General features: G+C 72.0%; 18 protein-coding genes. 6 read left to right on the top strand and 12 right to left on the bottom strand.

The features are described 5' to 3' along the window. Nucleotides 1-6 precede the first annotated feature (6 nt). The 6 genes from CHC09_RS24535 to CHC09_RS24510 form a co-directional block, all read right to left on the bottom strand. Nucleotides 7-792: a prepilin peptidase gene (locus CHC09_RS24535; protein WP_089295516.1), complete on the bottom strand. Its 786-nt coding sequence runs from the start codon at nt 790-792 to the stop codon at nt 7-9. Between the two features lie 83 nt (nt 793-875). Then, on the bottom strand, nt 876-1,376 hold the full coding sequence (locus CHC09_RS24530; RefSeq protein WP_089295515.1) for a type II secretion system protein: 501 nt from the start codon (nt 1,374-1,376) through the stop codon (nt 876-878). Between the two features lie 104 nt (nt 1,377-1,480). Next, nucleotides 1,481-2,713: a type II secretion system F family protein gene (locus CHC09_RS24525; protein WP_089295514.1), complete on the bottom strand. Its 1,233-nt coding sequence runs from the start codon at nt 2,711-2,713 to the stop codon at nt 1,481-1,483. Nucleotides 2,714-2,715: 2 nt separating this feature from the next. Next, on the bottom strand, nt 2,716-3,834 hold the full coding sequence (locus tag CHC09_RS24520; RefSeq protein ID WP_089295513.1) for a type IV pilus twitching motility protein PilT: 1,119 nt from the start codon (nt 3,832-3,834) through the stop codon (nt 2,716-2,718). Nucleotides 3,835-3,936: 102 nt separating this feature from the next. Further along, the gene (locus CHC09_RS24515) at nt 3,937-5,607 is read right to left on the bottom strand and encodes a GspE/PulE family protein (protein ID WP_089295512.1); all 1,671 of its coding nucleotides are present in this window, start codon (nt 5,605-5,607) and stop codon (nt 3,937-3,939) included. 69 nt (nt 5,608-5,676) lie between these two features. Then, entirely contained in the window at nt 5,677-6,657 is a 981-nt protein-coding gene (locus CHC09_RS24510) for a GlxA family transcriptional regulator (protein ID WP_089295511.1), read from the bottom strand. A gap of 47 nt (nt 6,658-6,704) precedes the next feature. Between CHC09_RS24510 and CHC09_RS24505 the strand changes: the two genes are divergently transcribed. Beyond that, on the top strand, nt 6,705-7,994 hold the full coding sequence (locus tag CHC09_RS24505; protein WP_089295510.1) for an MFS transporter: 1,290 nt from the start codon (nt 6,705-6,707) through the stop codon (nt 7,992-7,994). Nucleotides 7,995-8,000: 6 nt separating this feature from the next. On the opposite strand, the gene CHC09_RS24500 is transcribed toward CHC09_RS24505, so the two are convergent. Then, the gene (locus CHC09_RS24500) at nt 8,001-8,315 is read right to left on the bottom strand and encodes an STAS domain-containing protein (protein ID WP_089295509.1); all 315 of its coding nucleotides are present in this window, start codon (nt 8,313-8,315) and stop codon (nt 8,001-8,003) included. A gap of 94 nt (nt 8,316-8,409) precedes the next feature. On the opposite strand from CHC09_RS24500, the gene fxsT reads away from it, so the two are divergent. Continuing rightward, nucleotides 8,410-10,830 (top strand): FxSxx-COOH system tetratricopeptide repeat protein, encoded by a 2,421-nt coding sequence (gene fxsT, locus CHC09_RS24495; protein ID WP_089295508.1) that lies wholly within the window; start codon nt 8,410-8,412, stop codon nt 10,828-10,830. Here fxsT and CHC09_RS24490 read toward each other — a convergent pair. The 3 genes from CHC09_RS24490 to CHC09_RS24480 form a co-directional block, all read right to left on the bottom strand. Beyond that, a complete protein-coding gene (locus CHC09_RS24490) occupies nt 10,827-12,506 on the bottom strand; it encodes a putative bifunctional diguanylate cyclase/phosphodiesterase (protein ID WP_089295507.1) in 1,680 nt (559 codons plus the stop codon). The genes fxsT and CHC09_RS24490 overlap by 4 nt on opposite strands. A 118-nt stretch (nt 12,507-12,624) precedes the next feature. Beyond that, nucleotides 12,625-14,082 (bottom strand): aKG-HExxH-type peptide beta-hydroxylase, encoded by a 1,458-nt coding sequence (locus tag CHC09_RS24485; protein ID WP_089295506.1) that lies wholly within the window; start codon nt 14,080-14,082, stop codon nt 12,625-12,627. An 11-nt stretch (nt 14,083-14,093) separates the two neighbouring features. Then, nucleotides 14,094-14,282, bottom strand: a complete 189-nt coding sequence (locus CHC09_RS24480) for an FXSXX-COOH protein (RefSeq protein ID WP_089295505.1) — start codon at nt 14,280-14,282, stop codon at nt 14,094-14,096. Nucleotides 14,283-14,476: 194 nt separating this feature from the next. Here CHC09_RS24480 and CHC09_RS24475 point away from each other — a divergent pair, with 194 nt between their 5' ends. Both CHC09_RS24475 and CHC09_RS24470 read left to right on the top strand, forming a co-directional pair. Further along, on the top strand, nt 14,477-14,923 hold the full coding sequence (locus CHC09_RS24475) for a YbaB/EbfC family nucleoid-associated protein (RefSeq protein ID WP_089295504.1): 447 nt from the start codon (nt 14,477-14,479) through the stop codon (nt 14,921-14,923). 55 nt (nt 14,924-14,978) lie between these two features. Continuing rightward, nucleotides 14,979-15,311, top strand: a complete 333-nt coding sequence (locus tag CHC09_RS24470) for a hypothetical protein (protein WP_089295503.1) — start codon at nt 14,979-14,981, stop codon at nt 15,309-15,311. Between the two features lie 19 nt (nt 15,312-15,330). Here the strand turns inward: CHC09_RS24470 and CHC09_RS24465 are convergent, their stop codons facing one another. Further along, nucleotides 15,331-15,615, bottom strand: a complete 285-nt coding sequence (locus CHC09_RS24465; protein WP_089295502.1) for a DUF427 domain-containing protein — start codon at nt 15,613-15,615, stop codon at nt 15,331-15,333. A 143-nt stretch (nt 15,616-15,758) separates the two neighbouring features. Here CHC09_RS24465 and CHC09_RS24460 point away from each other — a divergent pair, with 143 nt between their 5' ends. Both CHC09_RS24460 and CHC09_RS24455 read left to right on the top strand, forming a co-directional pair. After that, nucleotides 15,759-16,808 carry a hypothetical protein gene (locus CHC09_RS24460; RefSeq protein WP_179277256.1) on the top strand — a complete coding sequence of 350 codons (1,050 nt, stop codon included), beginning with the start codon at nt 15,759-15,761 and terminating at the stop codon, nt 16,806-16,808. Next, nucleotides 16,805-18,241, top strand: a complete 1,437-nt coding sequence (locus tag CHC09_RS24455) for a hypothetical protein (protein WP_089295501.1) — start codon at nt 16,805-16,807, stop codon at nt 18,239-18,241. The genes CHC09_RS24460 and CHC09_RS24455 overlap by 4 nt, the downstream gene beginning before the upstream one ends. Here CHC09_RS24455 and CHC09_RS24450 read toward each other — a convergent pair. Beyond that, the gene (locus CHC09_RS24450; protein ID WP_239138491.1) at nt 18,215-20,101 is read right to left on the bottom strand and encodes a GAF domain-containing SpoIIE family protein phosphatase; all 1,887 of its coding nucleotides are present in this window, start codon (nt 20,099-20,101) and stop codon (nt 18,215-18,217) included. The two genes, CHC09_RS24455 and CHC09_RS24450, sit on opposite strands and share 27 nt — an antisense overlap. Nucleotides 20,102-20,124 lie beyond the last annotated feature (23 nt).

Raw genomic sequence — 20,124 nt, 5'->3', positions numbered from 1 at the left:
TATCGGTCAGTACGTGAGCGGGGTAAGCAGATCGGCGTACCAGTCCGTGATCGGCGCTGCGGCGAAGACCGCGAGGAACGCGCCGGCCAGCATGTACGGCCCGAACGGGACCCGGCTCTTGCGCCCGGCCACCCGGGTGAGCAGCAGGACCGCGCCGACCAGGCCGCCGAGCAGGAAGCCGGCGAACGCGCCGACCGCCACCGCACCCCAGCCGAGCCAGCCGAGATAGAAGCCGAGCAGCGGGGCGAGTTTGACGTCGCCGCCACCCATGCCCCAGATGCTGAGCAGGCGATAGAGCAGGTAGAGCAGGACCGCGGCGGCCGCGGCCCGGAGCAGGGCGCCCGGGTCGCCGGCCAGCAGGGCGGCCGGGACCAGCAGGGCGGTGGCGACCGCGTACGAGGGAAGGACGATCTTGTTGGGGAGCCGCATCACGTCGAGGTCGATCACGGCCAGGGCGATTGCGACGGCGGCCAGGTAGAGGTAACCGGGCAGCGCCCAGGACCAGCCGAACCGCGCGGCCACCGCGACGAAGAGCGCGGCGGAGCCTGCCTCGACGAGCGGGTATCGGGCGCTGATCGGGGTGGCGCAGTCGGCGCACCGGCCGCGCAGCAGGAGCCAGCCGAGCACCGGGACGTTGTGCCGGTTACGGACCGCGTGGCCGCAGTCCGGGCAGTGCGAGCCGGGCCGGACCAGCGACTCGTCGCGGGGGACCCTGTGGATCACGACGTTCAGGAACGAGCCCACCGCGAGCCCGAGAACACCGGCGACGACCAGCAACGGGACCAGCGGCATGTCGGGCTCCTCTCACGTAGTGCGGGTGGCGCCACCTCGAGGTGGCGCCACCCGTTCAGTGCGTTGCCGAGGCTGTTGTCGGATCAGGAGCAGCCGGTGGCGGTGACCTTGACGGTGCTGTCGCCGACGCCGACAGAGCCACCGCTCGCGCTCTTGTAGACGTAGACCTTGCCCTTGGTGCCGCCGTCGTTCATCGCGCAGATGGTGTAGCTGTTGTCGGCGTTGAGAAGGTAGGTCAGCTTGGTCTTGTCCGAGACGGTGATGGTGCCGTCGACGCCGTTGGTCTGCTTGGCCAGGGTGATCGAGCTGCCGCCGCTGGTGAAGTTGCTGCTGGTGGCCGGGAAGGTGTTGTTGTTGCTGGTGTAGTACTGCTCCACGGCGCTGATGGCGCCCCGCACGTCGGACTGGGCCGACTTGTCGGCCGCGCCCTGGCGGTAGTTCAGGTAGACCGGGACGGCGATCGCGACCAGGACGCCGATGATGACCACCACGACCAGGAGCTCGATCAGGGTGAATCCCTTGTCGTCCTGCTTGGCGCGGATCTCGTCCTGCTTGGCGACGAGGCGGTCGATGACGTTCTGCATGGGGAGTGCCTCCAGGGGCGGGTGGGGTGAGTGGAGCAGGAAAGGATGACCGGCCGTCGGGAGTCGGCCGGGTATTGCCTCGCGTGCTCGTCGCACGCCGGAGGTCAGCTCGACTGGATGTTCTCGTAGATGGTGAACATCGGCATGTAGAGACAGACGACCATGCCGCCGACCACCGCACCCATGACGAGCACCATGATCGGTTCGATCGAGGCGGCCAGCGACTCGGCGGCGGCGTCGACTTCTCTGTCATAGAAATCGGCAACCTTGTCGAGCATCTGACTGATCTGACCGCTCTCTTCCCCGACCTCGATCATCTGGTTGACCATCTCGGGGAAAACCTTGTGGTTGCGCATCGCCGAGGACATCGGCTGACCGTCACGGACGGTGTTCTGGATGTCCTTCATGGCAATGTTGATCACTTCGTTGCCGGTGGTCTCACCGACGACCGCCAGCGCCTGCATCACCGGCACGCCGACGTTCAGCAGCAGGCCGAGGCTCCGGGAGAACCGGCTCATCGCCAGCTTCTGGAACAGCGGGCCGAAGACCGGCATCCGGAGCTTCAGCCGGTCCACCTTGAGGCGGAAGCTGGCGCTGGTCCGCACCTGGTGCTTGTAGGCGAGCATGCCGCCGATCCCGAGGATCAGCACCAGCGGACCGATCCACCACATGTTGTGGCTCGTCGTGACCAGCACCTGGGTGATCGCGGGCAGTTCGCCGCCGAGGCTCTTGAACATCCCCTCGAAGATCGGGACGATGAAGATCAGCATTGCCGCGATCAGCACGAAGGTGAAGCCCAGCACGATCGCCGGGTAGGTCAGCGCGCCCTTGATCTTGCCGCGGAGCGCGGTGTCCTTCTCCAGGCTGTCGGCGATCTGCTCGAGCGCCCGCTCGATCATGCCGCCGGTCTCACCCGCCCGGATCATCGCGACCATCAGTCGCGGGAAGATCCGGTCGTGCTTGGCCATCGACGCCGAGAGCCCGTTGCCGGCCGCCACGTCGGTGCGCACCTCGCCGATCGCCTTCTTCAGCGCCGGCGAAGAGGTCTGCTCCTCCATGATCGACAGGGAGCGCAGCAACGACATGCCGGAGGCGGTCATCGTCGCGAACTGCCGGGCGAAGACCGCCAGGTCCTTGAGCTTGACCCGGTTGCCCAGCCCGGGAATCTTGATCTCACGCTGGAGACCCTGGCCCGCCTCGGTCAGGCCGAGCGGCACCTCGCCACGCTGCCGGAGCAGGTGGCCGGCGGCCGCCTCGTTCGGGGCCTGGATGGTCCCCTTGGCCTTCTTGCCCGAGGCGTCGATGGAGTTGTAGGCGAAAGTCTTGTTGGCCGCCACGGTCAGTTCCGCCCGACGAGCCGCTTGAGCTCCTCCGGTGAATGACTGATCTCCAGGGCGGTCTGCATCGTGATGACGCCCTCGCGCACCTTCTCGGCCAGGTGCTGGTCGAAGGCGAGCATGCCCTCGTTGCTACCGGCCTGCATGAACGACGGGATCTGGTGCGACTTGCCCTCCCGGATCAGGCTCCGGATGGCCGGCGTCGCGGTCAGGATCTCGCAGACCACCTGACGTCCCTTGCCGTCCGCCCGCGGCGCCAGCGCCTGGGTGATCACACCCTGGAGGCTGGCCGCCAGCTGCGCGCGGATCTGCAGCTGCTGGTGCGGCGGGAAGATGTCGATCACCCGGTCGATGGTCTGGGTGGCGCTCTGCGTGTGCAGCGTCGCCAGCACCAGGTGACCGGTCTCGGCCGCGGTCAGCGCGGTCGACGTCGTGGTCAGGTCACGCAGCTCGCCGACCAGGATGATGTCCGGGTCCTGCCGGAGCGCGTGCTTCAGGGCGCTGGCGAAGGTCTCGGTGTCCGAGCCGACCTCGCGCTGGTTGACGATGCTGCGCTTGTGCGGGTGCAGGAACTCGATCGGGTCCTCGATGGTGAGGATGTGCTCGGCCCGGCTGCGGTTGGCCAGGTCGAGGATCGCGGCCAGGGTGGTGGTCTTGCCGGAACCGGTCGGGCCGGTCACCAGCACCAGGCCGCGCGGCAGGTAGGCGAAGCGGGCGATCGACTCCGGCATGCCCAGCTCGTCCAGGGCCTTGATCTTGTGGGGGATCGCCCGGAAGACCACGCCGCACGAGTTGCGCTGCATGTAGAGGTTGCCGCGGAAACGGGAGACGCCGACGATGCTGTGCGCGAAGTCCAGCTCCTGGTCGCGCTGGAACGTCTCCCACTGGGCCGGGGAGACCGCGGCGCGGGCCAGCAGGCCGGTGTCCGCGGCGTTCAGCTTGCCGTACCCCGGAACCGGGCGCAGCTCGCCGTCCACCCGCATCATCGGGGGCGAGCCCACCGTCAGGTGCAGGTCCGAGCCGCGCGATTCGACCAGCGTGATCAGCAGCTGGTCGAGCACTGCGAGGTCATCCGAACCGGCGGTCGCCGCCTGTCGCGCCCCGCGCTCGAGCATGTCCATCTGCCGTCCCGGCCTCTCATTTCGCGTATCAACTCATTTCGCGTATCAACGTTTGATGAATCGGCACCGTTGCAAGCCGGTTTAGTAGCGGGACGGGTGCCGTCAGACTGCTACTCGGGACACCTCGCGCACCGAGGTCAACCCGGCGACGGCCTTGGCGAGGCCGTCGGCGCGCAGGTCGTACATGCCCTGGGCGAGCGCGACCTCGCGGATCTCGCCGGCCGAGGCGCGGCGGATGGTCAGCGACTCGATCTCCGGGCTGATCGGCATCACCTCGTGCAGCGCGATCCGGCCCCGGTACCCGGTGTTCGCGCAGTTCCGGCAGCCGACCGGGCGGTAGAGCAGGGTCGGGAAGGCAAGATCCTCCAGGGGCCAGTGCGCGGCCATCACCTCCTCCTCGGTCGGGGTGTAGGCCTCCTTGCACCAGTCGCAGAGCCGTCGTGCCAGCCGCTGGGCCAGCACGCAGTCCAGCGAGGAGCCGACCAGGAACGGCTCGATGCCCATCTCGGTGAGCCGGGTGACCGCGCCGGGCGCGTCGTTGGTGTGCAGCGTGGAGAGCACCAGGTGACCGGTGAGGGAAGCCTCGACGGCGATCTGCGCGGTGTTGCCGTCCCGGATCTCGCCGATCAGCACCACGTCCGGGTCGGAGCGCAGGATGGCCGGCAGCACCGCGGCGAAGGTCAGCCCGGCCTTCGCGTTCACCTGCACCTGGTTGATGCCGCGCAGGCGGTACTCGACCGGGTCCTCGACAGTGATCACGTTGATCTCCGGCTTGCTGATCTGGCCCAGCGTCGAGTAGAGCGTGGTCGACTTGCCCGACCCGGTCGGGCCGGTGACCAGCACCATCCCGTGCGGCTTCCGGAAGGACGCGGAGAACCGGTCGAGGTTGTGCTGGGTGAAGCCGAGCTTGCCGATGTCCAGATCGATGCCGCCGCCGGTGTCCAGCACTCGCAGCACGATCTTCTCGCCCCAGACCGTGGGCAGCGTGGCGGTCCGCAGGTCGACCGTGCGGTCCCGGATCAGCGCGGTGATCCGGCCGTTCTGCGGGATCCGCTTCTCGGTGATGTCGACGCCTGACATGATCTTGAGGCGGGAGGTGAGCGCCGCCATCACGCCGCGCGGCACCAGATCGACCTCGTGCAGCACGCCGTCGATCCGGTAGCGCACCCGCATGTCGTCCTCGGTCGGCTCCAGATGCAGGTCGGAGGCGCGGTTCATGACCGCCTGCTCGATCAGGCTGTTCACGTACCGGACGATCGGGGCATCGTCGGTGCTGGTCTGCTGCGCGGTCATCCCGGTCGAGTCGTCCAGCACCGCGTCGGCCAGGTCGCCGAGGTCGCTGTCCTCGCGCTGCAGCTTCTCGATGATCCGCCGGACCTCGGAGCGGGCCACCACCACCGGGCGGACCGTCATGCCGGTCGCCGCCCGGACGTCGTCCAGCGCCACCACGTCGGCCGGGTCGGTGATGCCGACCACGAGTTCGCCGTCGTTGATCGCCAGGCCGAGCACCCGGTGCCGGAGCACCACGGGGAGCGGGATGCGCTTGAGCGCGGTCGGGTCCGGGGTGTAGCCGACCAGGTCCAGGGTGTTGATCCCGAACGCGGTGGCCGCCGCCAGGGTCAGCTGCTCCTCGGTGACCACCTGGTCGTTGATCAGGATCGCGCGTACCGGGCGGCCGGTGCGCTGGGCCTCCGCGGCCGCCGCGTCGACCGCCTGCGCATCGACGCCGATCTGCTTCAGGGCGTCGAGCAGCGGACGGAAGGTCTGGTCCATGGAGTCCTCAAGCGCGGCGGCACAGGGTATACATCCCTCTATCGGACATCCCGCCGCAAAGCTGAGCCGCTAACCCGCGTGCCGGAACGTCCTGCGGTACGCCGACGGGGCCACCCCGATCGTGGCCTGCAGGTGCTGTCGCAGGGCGGTCGCGCTGCCCAGCCCGGCGCGGCGGGCCACCACGTCCACCCCGAGGTCGGTCGATTCCAGCAGCAGCCGGGCGTGCTCGACCCGCTGGCGCAGCAGCCACTGCCGCGGACTGGAGCCGGTCTCGTCGCGGAACCGTCGGGTGAACGTGCGCACGCTCATCCGGGCGTGCCCGGCCATCTCCTCCAGCGAGACCGGCTCGCTCAGCCGGTCCAGCACCCAGCTCCGGGTCGGCTCGGTGCCGGTGCCGGCGGCGGGCGGGACCGGGCGCTCGATGTACTGCGCCTGACCACCGTCCCGCCAGGGTGGCACCACGCACCGGCGGGCCGCCCCGTTGGCCACCTCGGCCCCGTGGTCGGAGCGCACGATGTGCAGGCAGAGATCCACGCCGGCGCCCACGCCGGCCGAGGTGAGCACGTCGCCGTCGTCGACGAAGAGCACGTCGAAATCCCAGTTCACCCGCGGATAGAGCCCGCCGATCCGCCGCGCCCAGGCCCAGTGGGTGGCGGCCGGGCGACCGTCCAGCAGGCCGGCGGCGGCCAGCACCGAGGCGCCGGTGCAGATCGACACGATCCGGGCGCCGCGCCGGGACGCCGAGAGCAGCGCCTCGCGGACCGCCTCGGGCAGCGAGCCGTCGGTGACCGGGCCGCCGGTGTGGATGCCCGGGACCAGGACCGTGTCCGCCCGCTCAGTCACGCTCAGGTCGTGGTCCGGCGTCACCGTGAAGCCGGCCTCGGTGCGCACCGGCCCCTCCCCGCAGAACAGCAGCTCGTAAAGGCGCTCCCGCTCCGGGCCGGTGCGGGCGGAGCCGAACACCTGGGCCGGCGTCCCGAGGTCGAAGGGGACGACGCCGTCGAGGACGAGTACCGCGATCTGGTGAGCCATGGCCTGATTCTTGCGCATGATGGCCTCCCGGCCACTCGTCCGGACCGGCCGGATTCCGGAGAATCATGATCGTGAAAGCACGCCTCCACCCCGCCTGGTCGGTCGCCGCGGTCGCCTTCATCGCGCTGATCGGCGCGGCCGGGTTCCGCTCCACGCCCTCCGTCATGATCGAGCCCTTGCACGCCGAGTTCGGCTGGTCGCTCGGCACGATCTCCGCTGCGGTCTCGGTGAACCTGCTGCTCTACGGCCTGACCGCGCCGTTCGCCGCGGCCCTGATGGCCAAGTTCGGCATCCGCCGGGTCGCCGCCGCCGCGCTCGCCCTGGTCGCGCTCGGCTCCGGGCTGACCATCTGGATGCGGGCAAGCTGGCAGTTGATGCTCTGCTGGGGCGTCCTGGTCGGGCTGGGCACCGGCACGCTCGCCCTGGGCTTCGTCGCCACCATCACCGGCCGCTGGTTCGTCCGGCACCGTGGCCTGGTCACCGGCGTGCTCACGGCCGGCGGCGCCACCGGAAACCTGATCTTCCTGCCGGTGCTGTCCCGGATCGTCGAGTCCAGCGGCTGGCGCACGGCGGCGCTCACCGTGTCGGTGGTCGCGCTCCTGGTCGTGCCGCTCATCCTGTGGCGGCTCCGGGACCACCCCGCCGACCTGGGGGTGACCGCCCTCGGCGGCGTCACCGAGCTGCCGCCGAAGCCGACCGGCGGGGCCGCCCGCACCGCCCTGCGCGCGCTCCGCGACGCCGCCGGGACCAGGGCGTTCTGGCTGCTCGCCGGCGGGTTCGCGATCTGCGGGGCGACCACCAACGGGCTGGTCGGCACGCATTTCATCCCGGCCGCGCACGACCACGGCATGCCGAACACGACCGCGGCGGGCCTGCTCGCCCTGGTCGGCGTCTTCGACATCGTCGGGACGATCGCCTCGGGCTGGCTCACCGACCGGGTGGACAGCCGGATCCTGCTCGGTGGCTATTACGCGCTGCGCGGGCTGTCGCTGCTGATCCTGCCGTCGATCCTGGCCGCCACCGCGCACCCCGGAATGCTGGTCTTCATCATCTTCTACGGCCTGGACTGGGTGGCCACCGTCCCGCCCACGGTCACCCTGTGCCGGGAGTACTTCGGTGCGGCCGGACCGGTCGTCTTCGGCTGGGTGTTCGCCTCGCACCAGATCGGCGCGGCGATCGCGACCACCGCGGCCGGCCTGGTCCGGGACCAGTTCGGCGCGTACACCTGGGCCTGGTACTCGGCCGGCGGCCTGGCCCTGCTGGGCTCGATCCTGAGCCTGATGCTCTTCGCCGGAAAGCACCTCAAGCCGATCGCCCCGGGCCTCGGCCTCGCCGTCCCGGCGGCCAAGGCCTAGTGCCGGCTACGGAAGGACCGGGACGACCTCGAGGAGGCCGCTCAGCATCAGGATCTGCCGTACGTTGTGGCTCGGCCGGGCCAGCCGGAAGTCGATCTCCTGATCGCGGGCCCGCTGGAAGCCGGAGACCAGTGCTCCGAGCCCGGTCGAGTCGATGAACGCCACGTCGGCCATGTCGACCACGAGCTGCCGTGGCCGGCGGGCGACCGCCTCGCCCAGCGCCAGCCGCACCTGCTCGACGGTCAGTACATCGATCTCGCCGCGCAGTGCCACGGTGATGATGTCGCCGTCGGCATCCAGGCTCGTCACTTCTTCGGTCACCGGGGTGCCTTCCGTCTCGCGGGCGCGTGCCGCTTTGCTGTGGCGGGGGTTCCACGTACGGTAATCGGCATCACCAAGACGTGAGGAGCGCGGTGTGCCGATCCGTGGCGGTCTGCCGCCGCGCAATCCCCGCTTCGTGGGCCGTGAGGAACTGCTGACCCGCGTGCGCGACATGCTCGGCAACGGTCCGGTCGTGCTCCTGCCGAGCCCGGATCATCAACTCGGCGGGACAGGACGTACCCAACTGGCGGTGGAGTACGCCTACCGCCATGCGGATCTGTACGACCTCGTCTGGTGGATCCCCGCGGAGCAGAACGCCGTGCTGCGGGCGGCTCTCGCCGGGCTGGCCCAGAGTCTCGGGCTGCCCGAGGCGCGGGATCTCAACCGCACCCTGGGCGCGGTCCGCGACGCGCTGAGCCGGGGCGAGCCGTACCGGCGCTGGCTGGTCGTCTTCGAGAACGCGAACCGGCCCGAGGACATCATGCCCTACCTGCCCTCGGGGGCCGGGCACGTGCTCGTGACCAGCCGCAACCCGCGCTGGACGGCCGAGGTTGCGCAGGCCCTGCCGGTGCCGGGATTCGACCGGGCGGACGCCGTCGACATGCTCCGCGCCCGCGCGCCCGAGCTCTCCCTCCAGGACGCCGACCGGCTCGCGGCCCGGCTCGGCGACGTGCCGATCGCACTGGATCTGGCGTCCTCGGTGCGGACCGCGACCGGCTGGCCGGTCGGTGAATACCTGGACCGCTACGACCGCCGCGCCGCCGAGCTCGCGTTCCCCACCCCGATCCGGGTGGCCTGGGGCCTGGCCGCCGACGCGCTCGGTGAGGCCGCCCCGGCCGACCGGATGCTGCTCGAGCTCTGCACGTTCCTGGCCAGCGCCCCGATCTCGTGGCGGCTGCTCTGGGCGGCGCGCACCCTGCCGCTTCCGCCGGAGGTGGCCCGGACCGTCCGGGTCGAACGCCGAGTGCGGGCGGCGATGCGGCGGATCGCCCGGTTCGGGCTGGCCGGGCTGGACCCGTCCGGGGAGCGGCTCACCGTGCACCCGTTGATCCGGGGCATGTTCGGCCAGGAGCTCAGCTCGGAGCGGCACGCCGAACTGCAGCGGGCCGTACGCGGGATGCTCGCCGCGGCCGACCCGGGCGACCCGGACGACCCGGCCGGCTGGTACCGCTACGCGGAGCTGGCCCCGCACCTGATCCACTCGGACCTGCTCGGCGGCGACGCCGAGGAGGTGCGCCAGCTGGTCATCAACTGCATCCGCTTCCACTTCTCCCGCGGCGACCACGACTCCAGCCGTGAGTTGGCCGGCGCCGCGGTGGCCCGCTGGCGTGACGGGCTGGGCGAGTCCGCCGAGCAGACCCTGCTCGCCTCGTTCCATCTGGCCAACGCGCTGCGCGCGGTGGGGCGCACGGCCGACGCCCGGAACCTGAATCTGCGGACCCTGCGCCTGCAGCGGGAGGTGTTCGGCGCGGACGACGAGGCGACCCTGGCCACCGCCAACAGCGTCGGCGGCGACCTGCGGGTGCAGGGCCATTTCGGTCAGGCCCGGCAGCTCGACGCGGACAACCTGGTGCGCTACCGCCGGCTCCTCGGGGAGAGTTTCCCGACCGCGCTGCGCTGCGCCAACAACCTCGCCATCGACCTGCGGCTGCTCGGCGACTTCCGGGGCGCCCGGGCACTGGACGAGCAGACCCTCCGGCACCGGCAGTCGATCTTCGTGGACGGGCACCCGGAGACGTGGTCGTCCCGGGCCGCGCTCGCCTACGACCTGTTCGGCCTCGGCGACTACGCCGGGGTCGGCGCCGTTCTGGCCGGGCACTCCGAGCAGGTCGCCGAGGACCACCCGTTCGCTCTCTGGGCCGGCCGGCTGACCGCGATGGCCGCGTACCGCCGCGGCGCGCCGGAAGCCCGTGAGCTGGCCACCGCCAACCTGGCCGCCTATCGGCGGAGGTTCGGCGACCTGAACGTGGACACCCTGGCCACCGCGGTCTCGCTGGCCAACTGCGTGCGTGCGGCCGGTGACCTGACCGGCGCCCACGAGCTGCTGGAACGGGCGGTGATCCGGTTCCACGCGGTGCTCGGCGACGAGCATCCGTTCACGCTGGCCGCCTCCGCCGGGCTGGCCGGGGTGGTCCGGGCGGCCGACCGGCACGCCGAGGCGCGCACCATCGACGAGGAGGTGCTCGGCGGCCTGCGGCGCAGTGTCGGCGCCGATCACCCGTTCACGCTGAGCTGCGCGAACGGGCTGGCGGCCGACCTGTTCGCGGCCGGTGAGGCGCAGCGGGCCCGGGAGCTGGCCGCGGACACGCTGCGCCGGTCCCGGGTGGTCCGTGGCGCCGACCATCCGGACACGGTGGCCTGCGCGTGGAATCTGGCGCTCGCCGATCAGGACGAGGCGGCGCAGCAGCAGGCGCTGGCGGCGCTGGCCAAAGCGTACGGCGACGGCCACCCGATCTTCCGGGTGACCGCCGCCTCTCAGCGCCTGGAGACCGACATCGATCTTCCGCCGCTCTAGGTCGCCAGCGGGCTTTCCTGCTCGGCCTGTTTGTCCAGCAACTCGGTGACCTCAAGGGCCGGCATCGGCCTGGCGAAGTGGTATCCCTGCGCCCGGCTGCACGCCAGGTCCCGCAGCCAGTCCGCCTGCGCGGCGTGCTCGACGCCCTCGGCGACCGGCGACAGGTTGAAGGTCCGCGCGATGTGCAGCACCGCCTCGGCCACCGACGCCTCGCCGCTCTCCGGCATCGCCTGCACGAACGACCGGTCGATCTTGACCACGTCCACCGGCAGCGCACTCAGGTGGCTCAGCGAGGAGAACCCGGTGCCGAAGTCGTCCAGCGCGATTCGCACCCCGAGCGCCTTCAGCTCGCCCAGGATCCGCGCCGACTCCTCCAGGTCGGTCAGCGCGACCGACTCGGTCAGCTCCAGCACCAGGTGCTCCGGCCGCAGGCCGGTGCACTCCAGCACCGTCCGCACGTCGGCGACGAGGAACGGGTTGCTGAGCTGGGAGGCGGACAGGTTGACGTTCATCTCGAAGCCGGGGAACTGCCGCTGCCAGTGGACCGCCTGTCGGCAGGCCTCCTCGAGCACCCAGCCGCCGAGCCGGGGGAGCAGGCCGAGCTGCTCGGCCATCTCCAGGAAGCGTTCGGGCGAGACCAGCCCCTGCTCCGGGTGCTGCCAGCGGAGCAGCGCCTCGACGCCGACGGTCTGTTCGCCGTCCAGGTCCACGATCGGCTGGTAGTGCACCTCGAACTCGCCGGCGTCCAGGGCGCGCATGATGTCGGCTCCGACCTTGCGGCGCTGCTCCTCCAGGGCGAACTGCTCCGGGTCGAACCGGCGGGTCGTGCCGCCACCGTCCAGTTTGGCGCGGTGCAGCGCCTGATCGGCCTCGCGCAGCAGCAGGTCGATCCCCTCACCGCCGGCGGTCATCGCGACGCCCGCACTGGCCCGGACGGCCAGCTTGACGCCGTTCACCTCCAGCGGCCGGTGCAGCTCGGTGAGCACCCGGTCGGCGATCGCGATCGCGGCCTGCTCGTCCTCCAGACCGGACAGCAGCACCACGAACTCGTCGCCGTCGAGGCGCGCGACGACGTCGTTGGCCCGGACGTTCGCGGCCAGCCGGTCGGCCGCGGCGCGCAGCAGGCTGTCGCCGACCTCGTGGCCGTAGGTGTCGTTCAGGTCGCGGAACCCGTCCAGGTCGATCACGATCACCGCGGTCAGGGTGCGGCTCGTCTCGCCCAGCTCGAAGTCGGCGCGCTCCAGGAACATCTTGCGGTTGCCGACCCCGGTCAGCGGGTCCCGGTAGGCCTGGCGGACGAGCAGGGCGTTTTGTGTGGTCATCTCGCGGAGCATGGCCTTGCTGCTGCCGGCTCCGGCCCAGCGGCGGTAGAGCACCGCCACGGCCATGCCGAGCAACAGCCAGATCGCACCCCGCGCGAGTTCGCCCTGGATGTGCCGGATGGCGCTGACCGCCAGCGCCGCGGCGGTCGGAGCGAAGCGCAGCATCGGCCGCTCCGGTGCCACCAGCAGCATCGCCGTGCCGAGACAGATGGCTGCGGCCAGCGGAATAAGCCGGGCCGCCGATGTCACGCCGACGGTGTTCGCCGCCGGCCACACCAGCAGGATCAGCGAAACCAGGACCAAGCCGTCGTCGACGACGCGTTGCGTCCGGGCCAGCAGTGCTTTTCGAGCCATGAGTCACCTCCGGACGCAAACATCGGTCCGGTGGTGGGCGGCTTAAGTGATCCAGCTCGCCTTTCGGCTTCGCTACCGAACATAACCACAGGTCAACCGAGTTGCAACCGGCGAAAGCTCAGTCTTCGTCCTGGTGGGACAGCCAGTCGGCCAGCGCCGCGAGGTCCGCTTCGGGCAGGGCCAGCGCGGCCGCGCGGACCAGCTCCGGCCTGCGGCGCAGGGCGGGATGCGGGGAGACGAGGGCGAGTCCGCCCCAGGCCGCGTCGTGGGCGCGGTCCTTCGAGAGGCTTGCCTGGTACGACGTGAGCGCGTCCCGCCGGCTCCCACGGACGCACGCGACATCCCCGGGATCGCCCTCCTCGGCGCCGGCGGTGTCCCCGCGCAGCACCGCCCGGATCAGCCGCAGCCGGGGACTCGACTCGATCGTCCGCACCCCGTCGGCCACCGTGGACTCGACGGGCATCGCCGGCCGGCCCGCGCGCCACGCGCCGGCCAGCGCGGTCAGGTCACCGGGGGAGGGCGTCAGGTTCCGCAGCCGCCAGCGCGCGTGATGATCGGCCCGGGCCAGGTCGGCGAGGCGCTCCACCTCCGGATCGACCGGTTCGGCCAGCCACGGCTCGACCTCGTCCCGGAGGGCGCCGACCAGCCGGACCCCGGCCGCGGTCAGTTCCCCGCCGGCGAGCAGCCGGCCGGCCGTCTCGTGCACCGCCGTCCGCCAGCGCGCGAACTCGAACTCCGCCGCACCGCGGCCGGGGGCCGTCGCGCCGTCGTGCCGCAGCTCGGTGCGCCAGAAGCGGGCCACGGCCAGGAAGGCGTACGCCCCGTGCAGGACGCCGAAGGTGGGACGCGGATCCTCCCGCCACGGCGAGTACCCGAGCCGCCCGCCCGGGTGGACGAGCTCGAAGAGCCCGTGCACCGCGTTCAGCACGCTGTGCTGGGTCTCGTGCAGCAGGGCCACGGCCAGGCCGGTGCCGGTGGCCGGCGCCGACATCGCGACCGCGCCGAACGCCCCCGCCGACGTCGCGCTCACGCCCTCGGCCAGCGGATCCGGCCGGGCCGGGACGATCACTTGCAGGACGCCGTCGAGGATGCCGGCGGCTGTGGGGTGCCGGGTGACCAGGATCCGCCAGGCCGCGTCGAGGCAGTCGTGCCAGTGCGCCAGCTCGGTGGGGGCCAGCCGCTCGGCCGGGGGCAACCCGAGCAGGTGCCGCAGCGGGCCGCGGTCGTCCAGCCGCACGGTCAGCGTCCGCCCCGAGTGCGTCACGCGGATCAGGTGCCCGACCGGTTCGGGAAGCTCCCCGAGCGCCGTCTCCGGGCCGGCGCGGAGTGCGGCCAGGACTCGCGCCGACCAGAGTCCGACCAGCGGGTCGGCGATCCGCGTGCGGGCGGCCGCCGGGGTCAGGGCGCCCAGGTCGTCGTACCAGGCAAGCCTTTCCGGGACCGCTCGCCGGGCCTCCCGCAGGAGAAGGAGATGGCGGCTGAGCCGCGCCCTGCGCAGCAGGCCGAGGGTGCCGGGCGACGGCCGGCCGGCGCCGAGGGCGGCGAGGTCGGAGTCGGCGAGCCGGAACGGGCGCAACGGGATCGGGGTCAGAGCGCCGAGTTGAAGCCGGCGATCTGCTCGCCCGCCCCGGTCCGATCCTCGGCCAGGTGGCGCAGGCACCGGTCCAGGGCGGAGTCGTCGTGGGTGACCAGTTCGGCGAGCGTGAACTCGGAGATGTCGATCATCGCGGACCGCCACTCCGGCGCGGGTCCGTCGTCGGGCTGGCCCGTCTCCACAAAACCCCCTCGATCGTGATGGTCGATGTGTTGGTTGAAGGTTACGGCGGTAATCGGGTCGAGTGAGCGCCGGGAGTCGCTACCGTGGGTGCTCGCGAGGATGGCGCGGGCGTGATCTTATGAGACATCACCACCGCAAGTCCGTAACGGAGGGCGAAATCGTGCTGGGCGGAGAGTCGGGGGGCGGTGACGGAGTGTCCCGTTCGCGGGGCGCGGCCGCCGCGCTGGCGGACCGGGTGGCGACGCTGCGCGCGTCGGCGGCCGGTGCGGACGGCGCGGTTCTGGTCACCGTGGCGAGTTCGGGGAACGTGACCGCGCTGGAGTTGGACGAACGGTCGCTGGGCCTGGGCGCGCCCGGGCTGGCGACCGAGATCCTGCGGACCATCAGGCGGGCGCAGTCGGCGCTGGCCGATCAGGTGGCGGACGCGGTCGAGGAGACCGTGGGCACGGAGACCGAGACCGGCAGGGCGGTGCTGGACGGTTTCACCCAGCGCTTCCCGGCCACTGCCGGGCCGGCCGAGCCGCCCGCCCCGGTGATGCCGGCGCGCGCGCCGTTCCCCTCCTTCGCCAGTCGGCCCACGCTGCCGCACCAGTCGCCGGGCAAGGGCTTCGAGAGTGGGCGGGACAGTCGTGCACGCTGAGCCGAACCCTCGTCCGCGCCTGCCGCGGCGCGGCCCCGCTCCGGCGGTCGACCGGATGGGCAATGCCGAGCTGGCCCGGATGATCGAGGCCGAGCATCCGTACCGGGGGAAGGCGCTCTTCGAGCTCTGTGACCGGCTCCCGACCGACGACGACGCGGTGGCCAAGGTGGCGATGCTGACCCGGCTCACCTCGCTGCGCCGGGCCCGGCTCTTCGACCGGGTCTCGCTGGCCTGGTCGGCGATCATCGCGCTGCTGGCCGCGGAGACGGAGAACGCCCGGGGGGAGGCGTACGCCGCCTTCCGAGCGCTGGATCCCGACGAGCAGCGGGACATGCTGGACTATCTCGAGGTCACCGCGATCGAGGAGGCCCACCCGCGCATCGCGTGAGCGGGCCTCGTGGCCGCGGTTAGAGCTCCACCCTCACGTCTTTACGGAAGGCGACGCGATCCCGGACCGCCGCGGCGTCCGGTTTCGGATTCGGGAAGTACCAGGCGGCGTCGGCGGCCGTCCGGCCGTCGGCGCTCAGTGAGTAGTACGACGCCTTGCCCTTCCAGGGGCAGACGGTGTGCGTGTCGGAGGGGATGAGCACGTCCTCCCGCACCGAGCCCCGGGGAAAGTAGTAATTCCCCTCGAGCACCACGGTGTCGTTGCTCTCCGCGATCACTTCGTCGTTCCAGATGGCCTTCGGCATGCTCCGAACCTAGCGCGCCACCGGGATTGTGACTGAAATGCACGTTTTATTCACCTCTCGTGGGTGAAACGCGGCGAGATTGCCGCCGCCTCGTACAAAGATCTACAGTCAGTTCTCCCCGACGTCTCACAAGAACGGCGCTGATGACTCGGCTCGACGAGCTACGCGGCCCAGGGAAGGCCAAGCGGCACAACGCGCGCACGATCGCCGCCCTCACCGGCAATCCGGGCTGCAATCGGCGTGCCGTCCTCGACGCGGCCGGCGTCGACAAGCTGAAACTCGCCGACGCGGTCGGCTTCCCGGGCAGCTTCGGCCAGTCCCGCTTCGCGTTGTCCCGGGGTAACGCGTTCGAGGCGATGCTGAAGGCCGACGACTGCGCGTTGCTGCGGTCGGTGCTCGGCGCCGGCGACGCCGCCCTCGGCTATCAGGATCTCGGCGCGGACTCGGACGACACGCTGGACGACCGGCACTCGCGGACGGCCCGCCTGCTCGCCTCGGCCGAGGCGGCGCTGATCGACCATCCGCTGCTCACCCTCGAGGTGGCCGGGCAGACCGTCTACCTGGAGCCCGACCTGGTCGCCTACGCGCACGAGGGCCGGCTGCAGGTCGTCGAGATCAAGTCGTTCGCGGTGGTCGATGGGCAGGCCGAGAGCGCCAAGGTCTCCGCCGCGGCGACCCAGGCCGCGACGTACGTGCTCGCGCTGCGTCAGCTGCTGGAACGGCTCGGGATGGATCCGCTGCTGGTCGACCACGAGGTCGTGCTGGTCTGCCCGCGGAACTTCGCGATGACCCCGGTGGCGGTCCGGCTGGACGTCCGCAAGCAGCTCGCCACGCTGCGCCGGCAGCTGTCGCGGCTCGCCTCGGTCGGGGAGATCATCGACGCGCTGCCGGCCGGGCTGACCTTCGACCTGAACCAGCCGTCCACGGAACTGACCGCGGCGCTCGAGCAGGTGACGCCGAGATACGCGCCGGAGTGCATCTCCACCTGCGAACTCTCGATGTTCTGCCGGAACGAGGCGGCCGGGACCACGGGAGCCCTCGGCCGACCGGTGCGCGAGGCACTGGGCGGGATCGAGACCGTCGGCGAGGTGCTCGCGCTCGCCTCCGGCTCGCAACCGCCCACGGCGGAGCAGGAGGAGGCCGCCGCCATGCTGCGGCACGCGCTCCGCCTGCGATCCGAGGCCCTTTCTTGAGTACGCTCACCGCCCTCGCCCGGGCGCAGGCCGTCGCCACCGGGCGGGCGCAGGCCGTCGCCACCGTCCGCCACCTGCACGTCCACGATCATCCGATGGTGCTGATCCCGCTGGCGATGGCCGGCGAGGCGAACGCCCCGCTGGCCGCGCTGGCCGGCACCGATCCGGCGCGACCGGAGCTCCTGGTCGTCACCCAGCCCCGGGACCGGGACGAGCGGTTCCGGTTCGCCGACCGCCTCGGCGAGCTGCTCGTCTCGTACCTCGACTCGTTCACCGACGTCACCGAGGACGTCCCGGTCGACCGGGGCAAGGACGTCCGGACCCGATACGTGGACGCCCCGCAGCTCTGGGTCCCGAACCCGGGCGGCGTCGACTTCCTGCGCCTGTTCGGCCGCTCCACCCGGTTCCGCACGGTCGACGGCGAGCACCCGGTGCCCGCCGCGGTGCCGCTGCTCGGCCGCTGGCTCACCTTCTTCGCCAACAGCGCCGAGGTGCCCGGATCGTCGCTGCTGCTCAACGCGGTGCAGGCGCTCGGGCTGCACTGGGCCACCGGCCAGAGCGGCGCCGAGGACGCCCAGCTCGGCGTGCTGCTGGCCTGGATCGAGGAGGGCGCGGTGGCGGCCCGCGCGGTGGAGAACGGCCCGGTCGCCGGCCCGGCCACCGACCCGGACTTCGACAACAGGGTCCTCGCCCCGCTGATCGAACGCCAGGCGCCGGAACTGCCCGAGGTGCTGCGCGATCTGATGCTCCCGACCTGGGAGCGGATGTGGCGCACCCTGAACCTGCTGCGGCGGCTGCCGGCCGGTGAGCGGGTGGCCCAGCGCTGGGACGGTGACAAGGATGCCTTCACGGCGTTCCACCAGTACCTCGCCGAGGGCGGCGCGCCCCAGCCCCGCCGTGACGGCGCCGTCGCGGCGGCCGCGCGCCTGCAACGCCTGGAGTCCGCGGCCTCGCGGTACGCGGTCCAGCGCGCCTTCGACGACCCGCTGGTGCTCGCCGAGTACCGGCTGGCCGGCGCGGCCTTCGCGGGCACCGTGACGCTGGCCGCCCCCGACCGCGTCGACGACACCGGCCGGCGTCCGGTCCTCCGCCCCCGGATCATGGTCCGCACCGCCGAGCCCGTCCGTGTCGAGCCGGGCACGTCGCTGACCTCACCGGCCCGCCCGTCCCAGCGCGCCCGGGTCATCTCGGTGACGCCCGCCGGCTCCCCGGGGGAGAGCGACGTGCTCCTCGAACTGTCCGGTGGCATGGGACGCAAGCTGGTCGCCGAGCCGGGCAGCGTCCCCGCGGCGGGGGAGCGCCTGGTGCTGACCACCCTGAGCGAGGAGTTCCGCCGCAGCGGGTCCCTCCCGGACCCCGCCGAGACACCGTGGACCCACGGCGGGCCGCCGGTCGTGGCCGAGGACTCAGCCGGTCAGGCGGACCAGCAGTAGGGCGATGTCGTCGCTGCGGTGCGGGGCGACCTCCAGCAGCCGGGTGCAGAGCGCGTCGCCGGGGTAGGCGGAGCTCGTTCGGAGCCGTTCGGCGAGCCGGGCCACCCCGTCGTCCAGCAGCTGGTCACGGTCCTCGACCAGGCCGTCGGTGTAGAGCACCAGCGTCGACCCGGGCGGCACATAGCGGATCGTGGTGGTGCGCGGATCCTGCGGGAGCAGGCCGAGCAGCGGCTCCGGCGGCACCCACCAGACCTGCACCCGGCCGTCCGGCAGGAGCAGCAACGGGGGCGGGTGGCCGGCGTTCGCGAAGCTGATCGCGTAGCCCGACCAGGACTGCCGGACCCGGGCCAGCACCACCGTCGCGGCGGCCGGCACCCGCAGGCCGTGCAGCGCCAGATCCAGCTGGGTGAGCAGGGCGCCGGGCTCGTCGTCCCGGCCGTACGCGTCGCCCCGGACCAGATTCCGCAGCTGACCCATCATCGCCGCGGCCTCGATGTCGTGTCCGGACACGTCGCCGACCGCGACCATCACGCTGCCGTCCGGCTGGGCGAACGCGTCGTACCAGTCCCCGCCGACCGCGGCACCGTCCTGCGCCGGCAGGTAGCGGGCGTGCAGCTCGACACCCGGCAGCGTCGGCAGTTCGGTGAGCAGGCTGCGTTGCAGCACCTCGGCCATGTGCCGCTGCTCCCGGTAGAGCCGGCTGTTCTCCACCGCCAGCCCGGCCCGGCGCCCGATCTCCGCCGCGACGCGCTCCTCGGCGTCGTTGAACGGCGCCCGGTCCGGCCCGTTGACCAGCAGCACCGCGCCGAGGATCCGGCGCCGCACCGACGAGATGATCGGCGCGATCATCGACGACCCGAGCCCCGCGGTGGTGGCGATCGAGGCGATCTCCGCGTCGCTGAGCCGGTCGCGGATCTTCGCCGGCCCGTCCACCCGGCGCACCGGCCGGCCGTGCCGGTGCGCGGCCAGCACGATCGCGCGCAGGTCGGTGCGGGAGCGGGCGGCCAGCTCGGCCAGCCGGTCCATGTCGGCGGCCCGGGCCGGATCCCGGTGTGTGGCGCTGACGTGCGGCGTGACGCCGGGCTCGTCGGCGTAGGTCACCACGCACCAGTCGGCCAGCCCGCCCGTGACGATCCGGCCGAGCCGGCGCATCGCCTCGTCCACGTCCATCGTCGCGGCCAGCGACTCCGTCAGGTCGGTGAGCAGCTCCAGGTTCTGGCCGGCGGACTCGGCGGCCCGCCGGGCGTCCTCGGCCGCCTTGCGGGCGTCCTCGGCCGTGGCCCGGGCGATCCGCAGGCAGACCTCCGACGAGCAGACCGCCGCCAACTCGGTGAGCAGGGCGATCTCGCTGTTCGTCCAGTCCCGCGGCTCGTGGTCCACCGCGCAGAGCGCCCCCACCACCAGCCCGTCCGGATCGGTGATCGGCGCCCCCGCGTACGCGATCGCGTTGAGCTGGGCGATCGTCGGGTTGCCCCGCATCCGCGGGTCGGTGCGCACGTCCGAGATGATCAGCATCTCGCCGGCCACCACCACGTGCCGGCTGAACGAGTGGGTCAGCGGCATGGTCCGCTCGCTGGCGATCGGCTCCGGCAGGCCGACCTGGCCGGCCAGGTACTGATGCTCGGCGTCGACCAGGCAGACCACCCCGAGCGGCGCGTCCACCAGCTTCCGGACCAGCATCGCGACCCGGTCGAACGCCTCGTCCGGCCCCGGGCGGCCGATCCGCCGCACCGAACACAGGCGCACCGGATCACCGAGCACACTTTGCTCCGCGTCACCGATGACGTCCCACTGAAGCACCATCGCCCCCCGGCCGGTCGCCTGCCAGGCTACCGGCGCGAGAGCCCCGGGAACCCGCACGCACGCGACCCGATCATCCGTTT

The organism is Actinoplanes regularis (genome assembly GCF_900188005.1).
GTDB lineage: Bacteria > Actinomycetota > Actinomycetes > Mycobacteriales > Micromonosporaceae > Actinoplanes > Actinoplanes regularis.
Note: the sequence above shows the minus strand (reverse complement) of the source record. Positions and strands in the feature narration are given on the sequence as shown.

Bases quoted from the DNA above. Each gene is read 5' to 3' on its own strand.
- CHC09_RS24530 (WP_089295515.1), bottom strand. From the start codon at position 1,376: ATGCAGAACGTCATCGACCGCCTCGTCGCCAAGCAGGACGAGATCCGC.
- CHC09_RS24510 (WP_089295511.1), bottom strand. From the start codon at position 6,657: ATGCGCAAGAATCAGGCCATGGCTCACCAGATCGCGGTACTCGTCCTC.
- CHC09_RS24465 (WP_089295502.1), bottom strand. From the start codon at position 15,615: ATGCCGAAGGCCATCTGGAACGACGAAGTGATCGCGGAGAGCAACGAC.
- CHC09_RS24515 (WP_089295512.1), bottom strand. From the start codon at position 5,607: ATGGACCAGACCTTCCGTCCGCTGCTCGACGCCCTGAAGCAGATCGGC.
- CHC09_RS24505 (WP_089295510.1), top strand. From the start codon at position 6,705: ATGATCGTGAAAGCACGCCTCCACCCCGCCTGGTCGGTCGCCGCGGTC.
- CHC09_RS24520 (WP_089295513.1), bottom strand. From the start codon at position 3,834: ATGGACATGCTCGAGCGCGGGGCGCGACAGGCGGCGACCGCCGGTTCG.
- CHC09_RS24460 (WP_179277256.1), top strand. From the start codon at position 15,759: ATGACTCGGCTCGACGAGCTACGCGGCCCAGGGAAGGCCAAGCGGCAC.
- CHC09_RS24490 (WP_089295507.1), bottom strand. From the start codon at position 12,506: ATGGCTCGAAAAGCACTGCTGGCCCGGACGCAACGCGTCGTCGACGAC.
- CHC09_RS24470 (WP_089295503.1), top strand. From the start codon at position 14,979: ATGGGCAATGCCGAGCTGGCCCGGATGATCGAGGCCGAGCATCCGTAC.
- CHC09_RS24535 (WP_089295516.1), bottom strand. From the start codon at position 792: ATGCCGCTGGTCCCGTTGCTGGTCGTCGCCGGTGTTCTCGGGCTCGCG.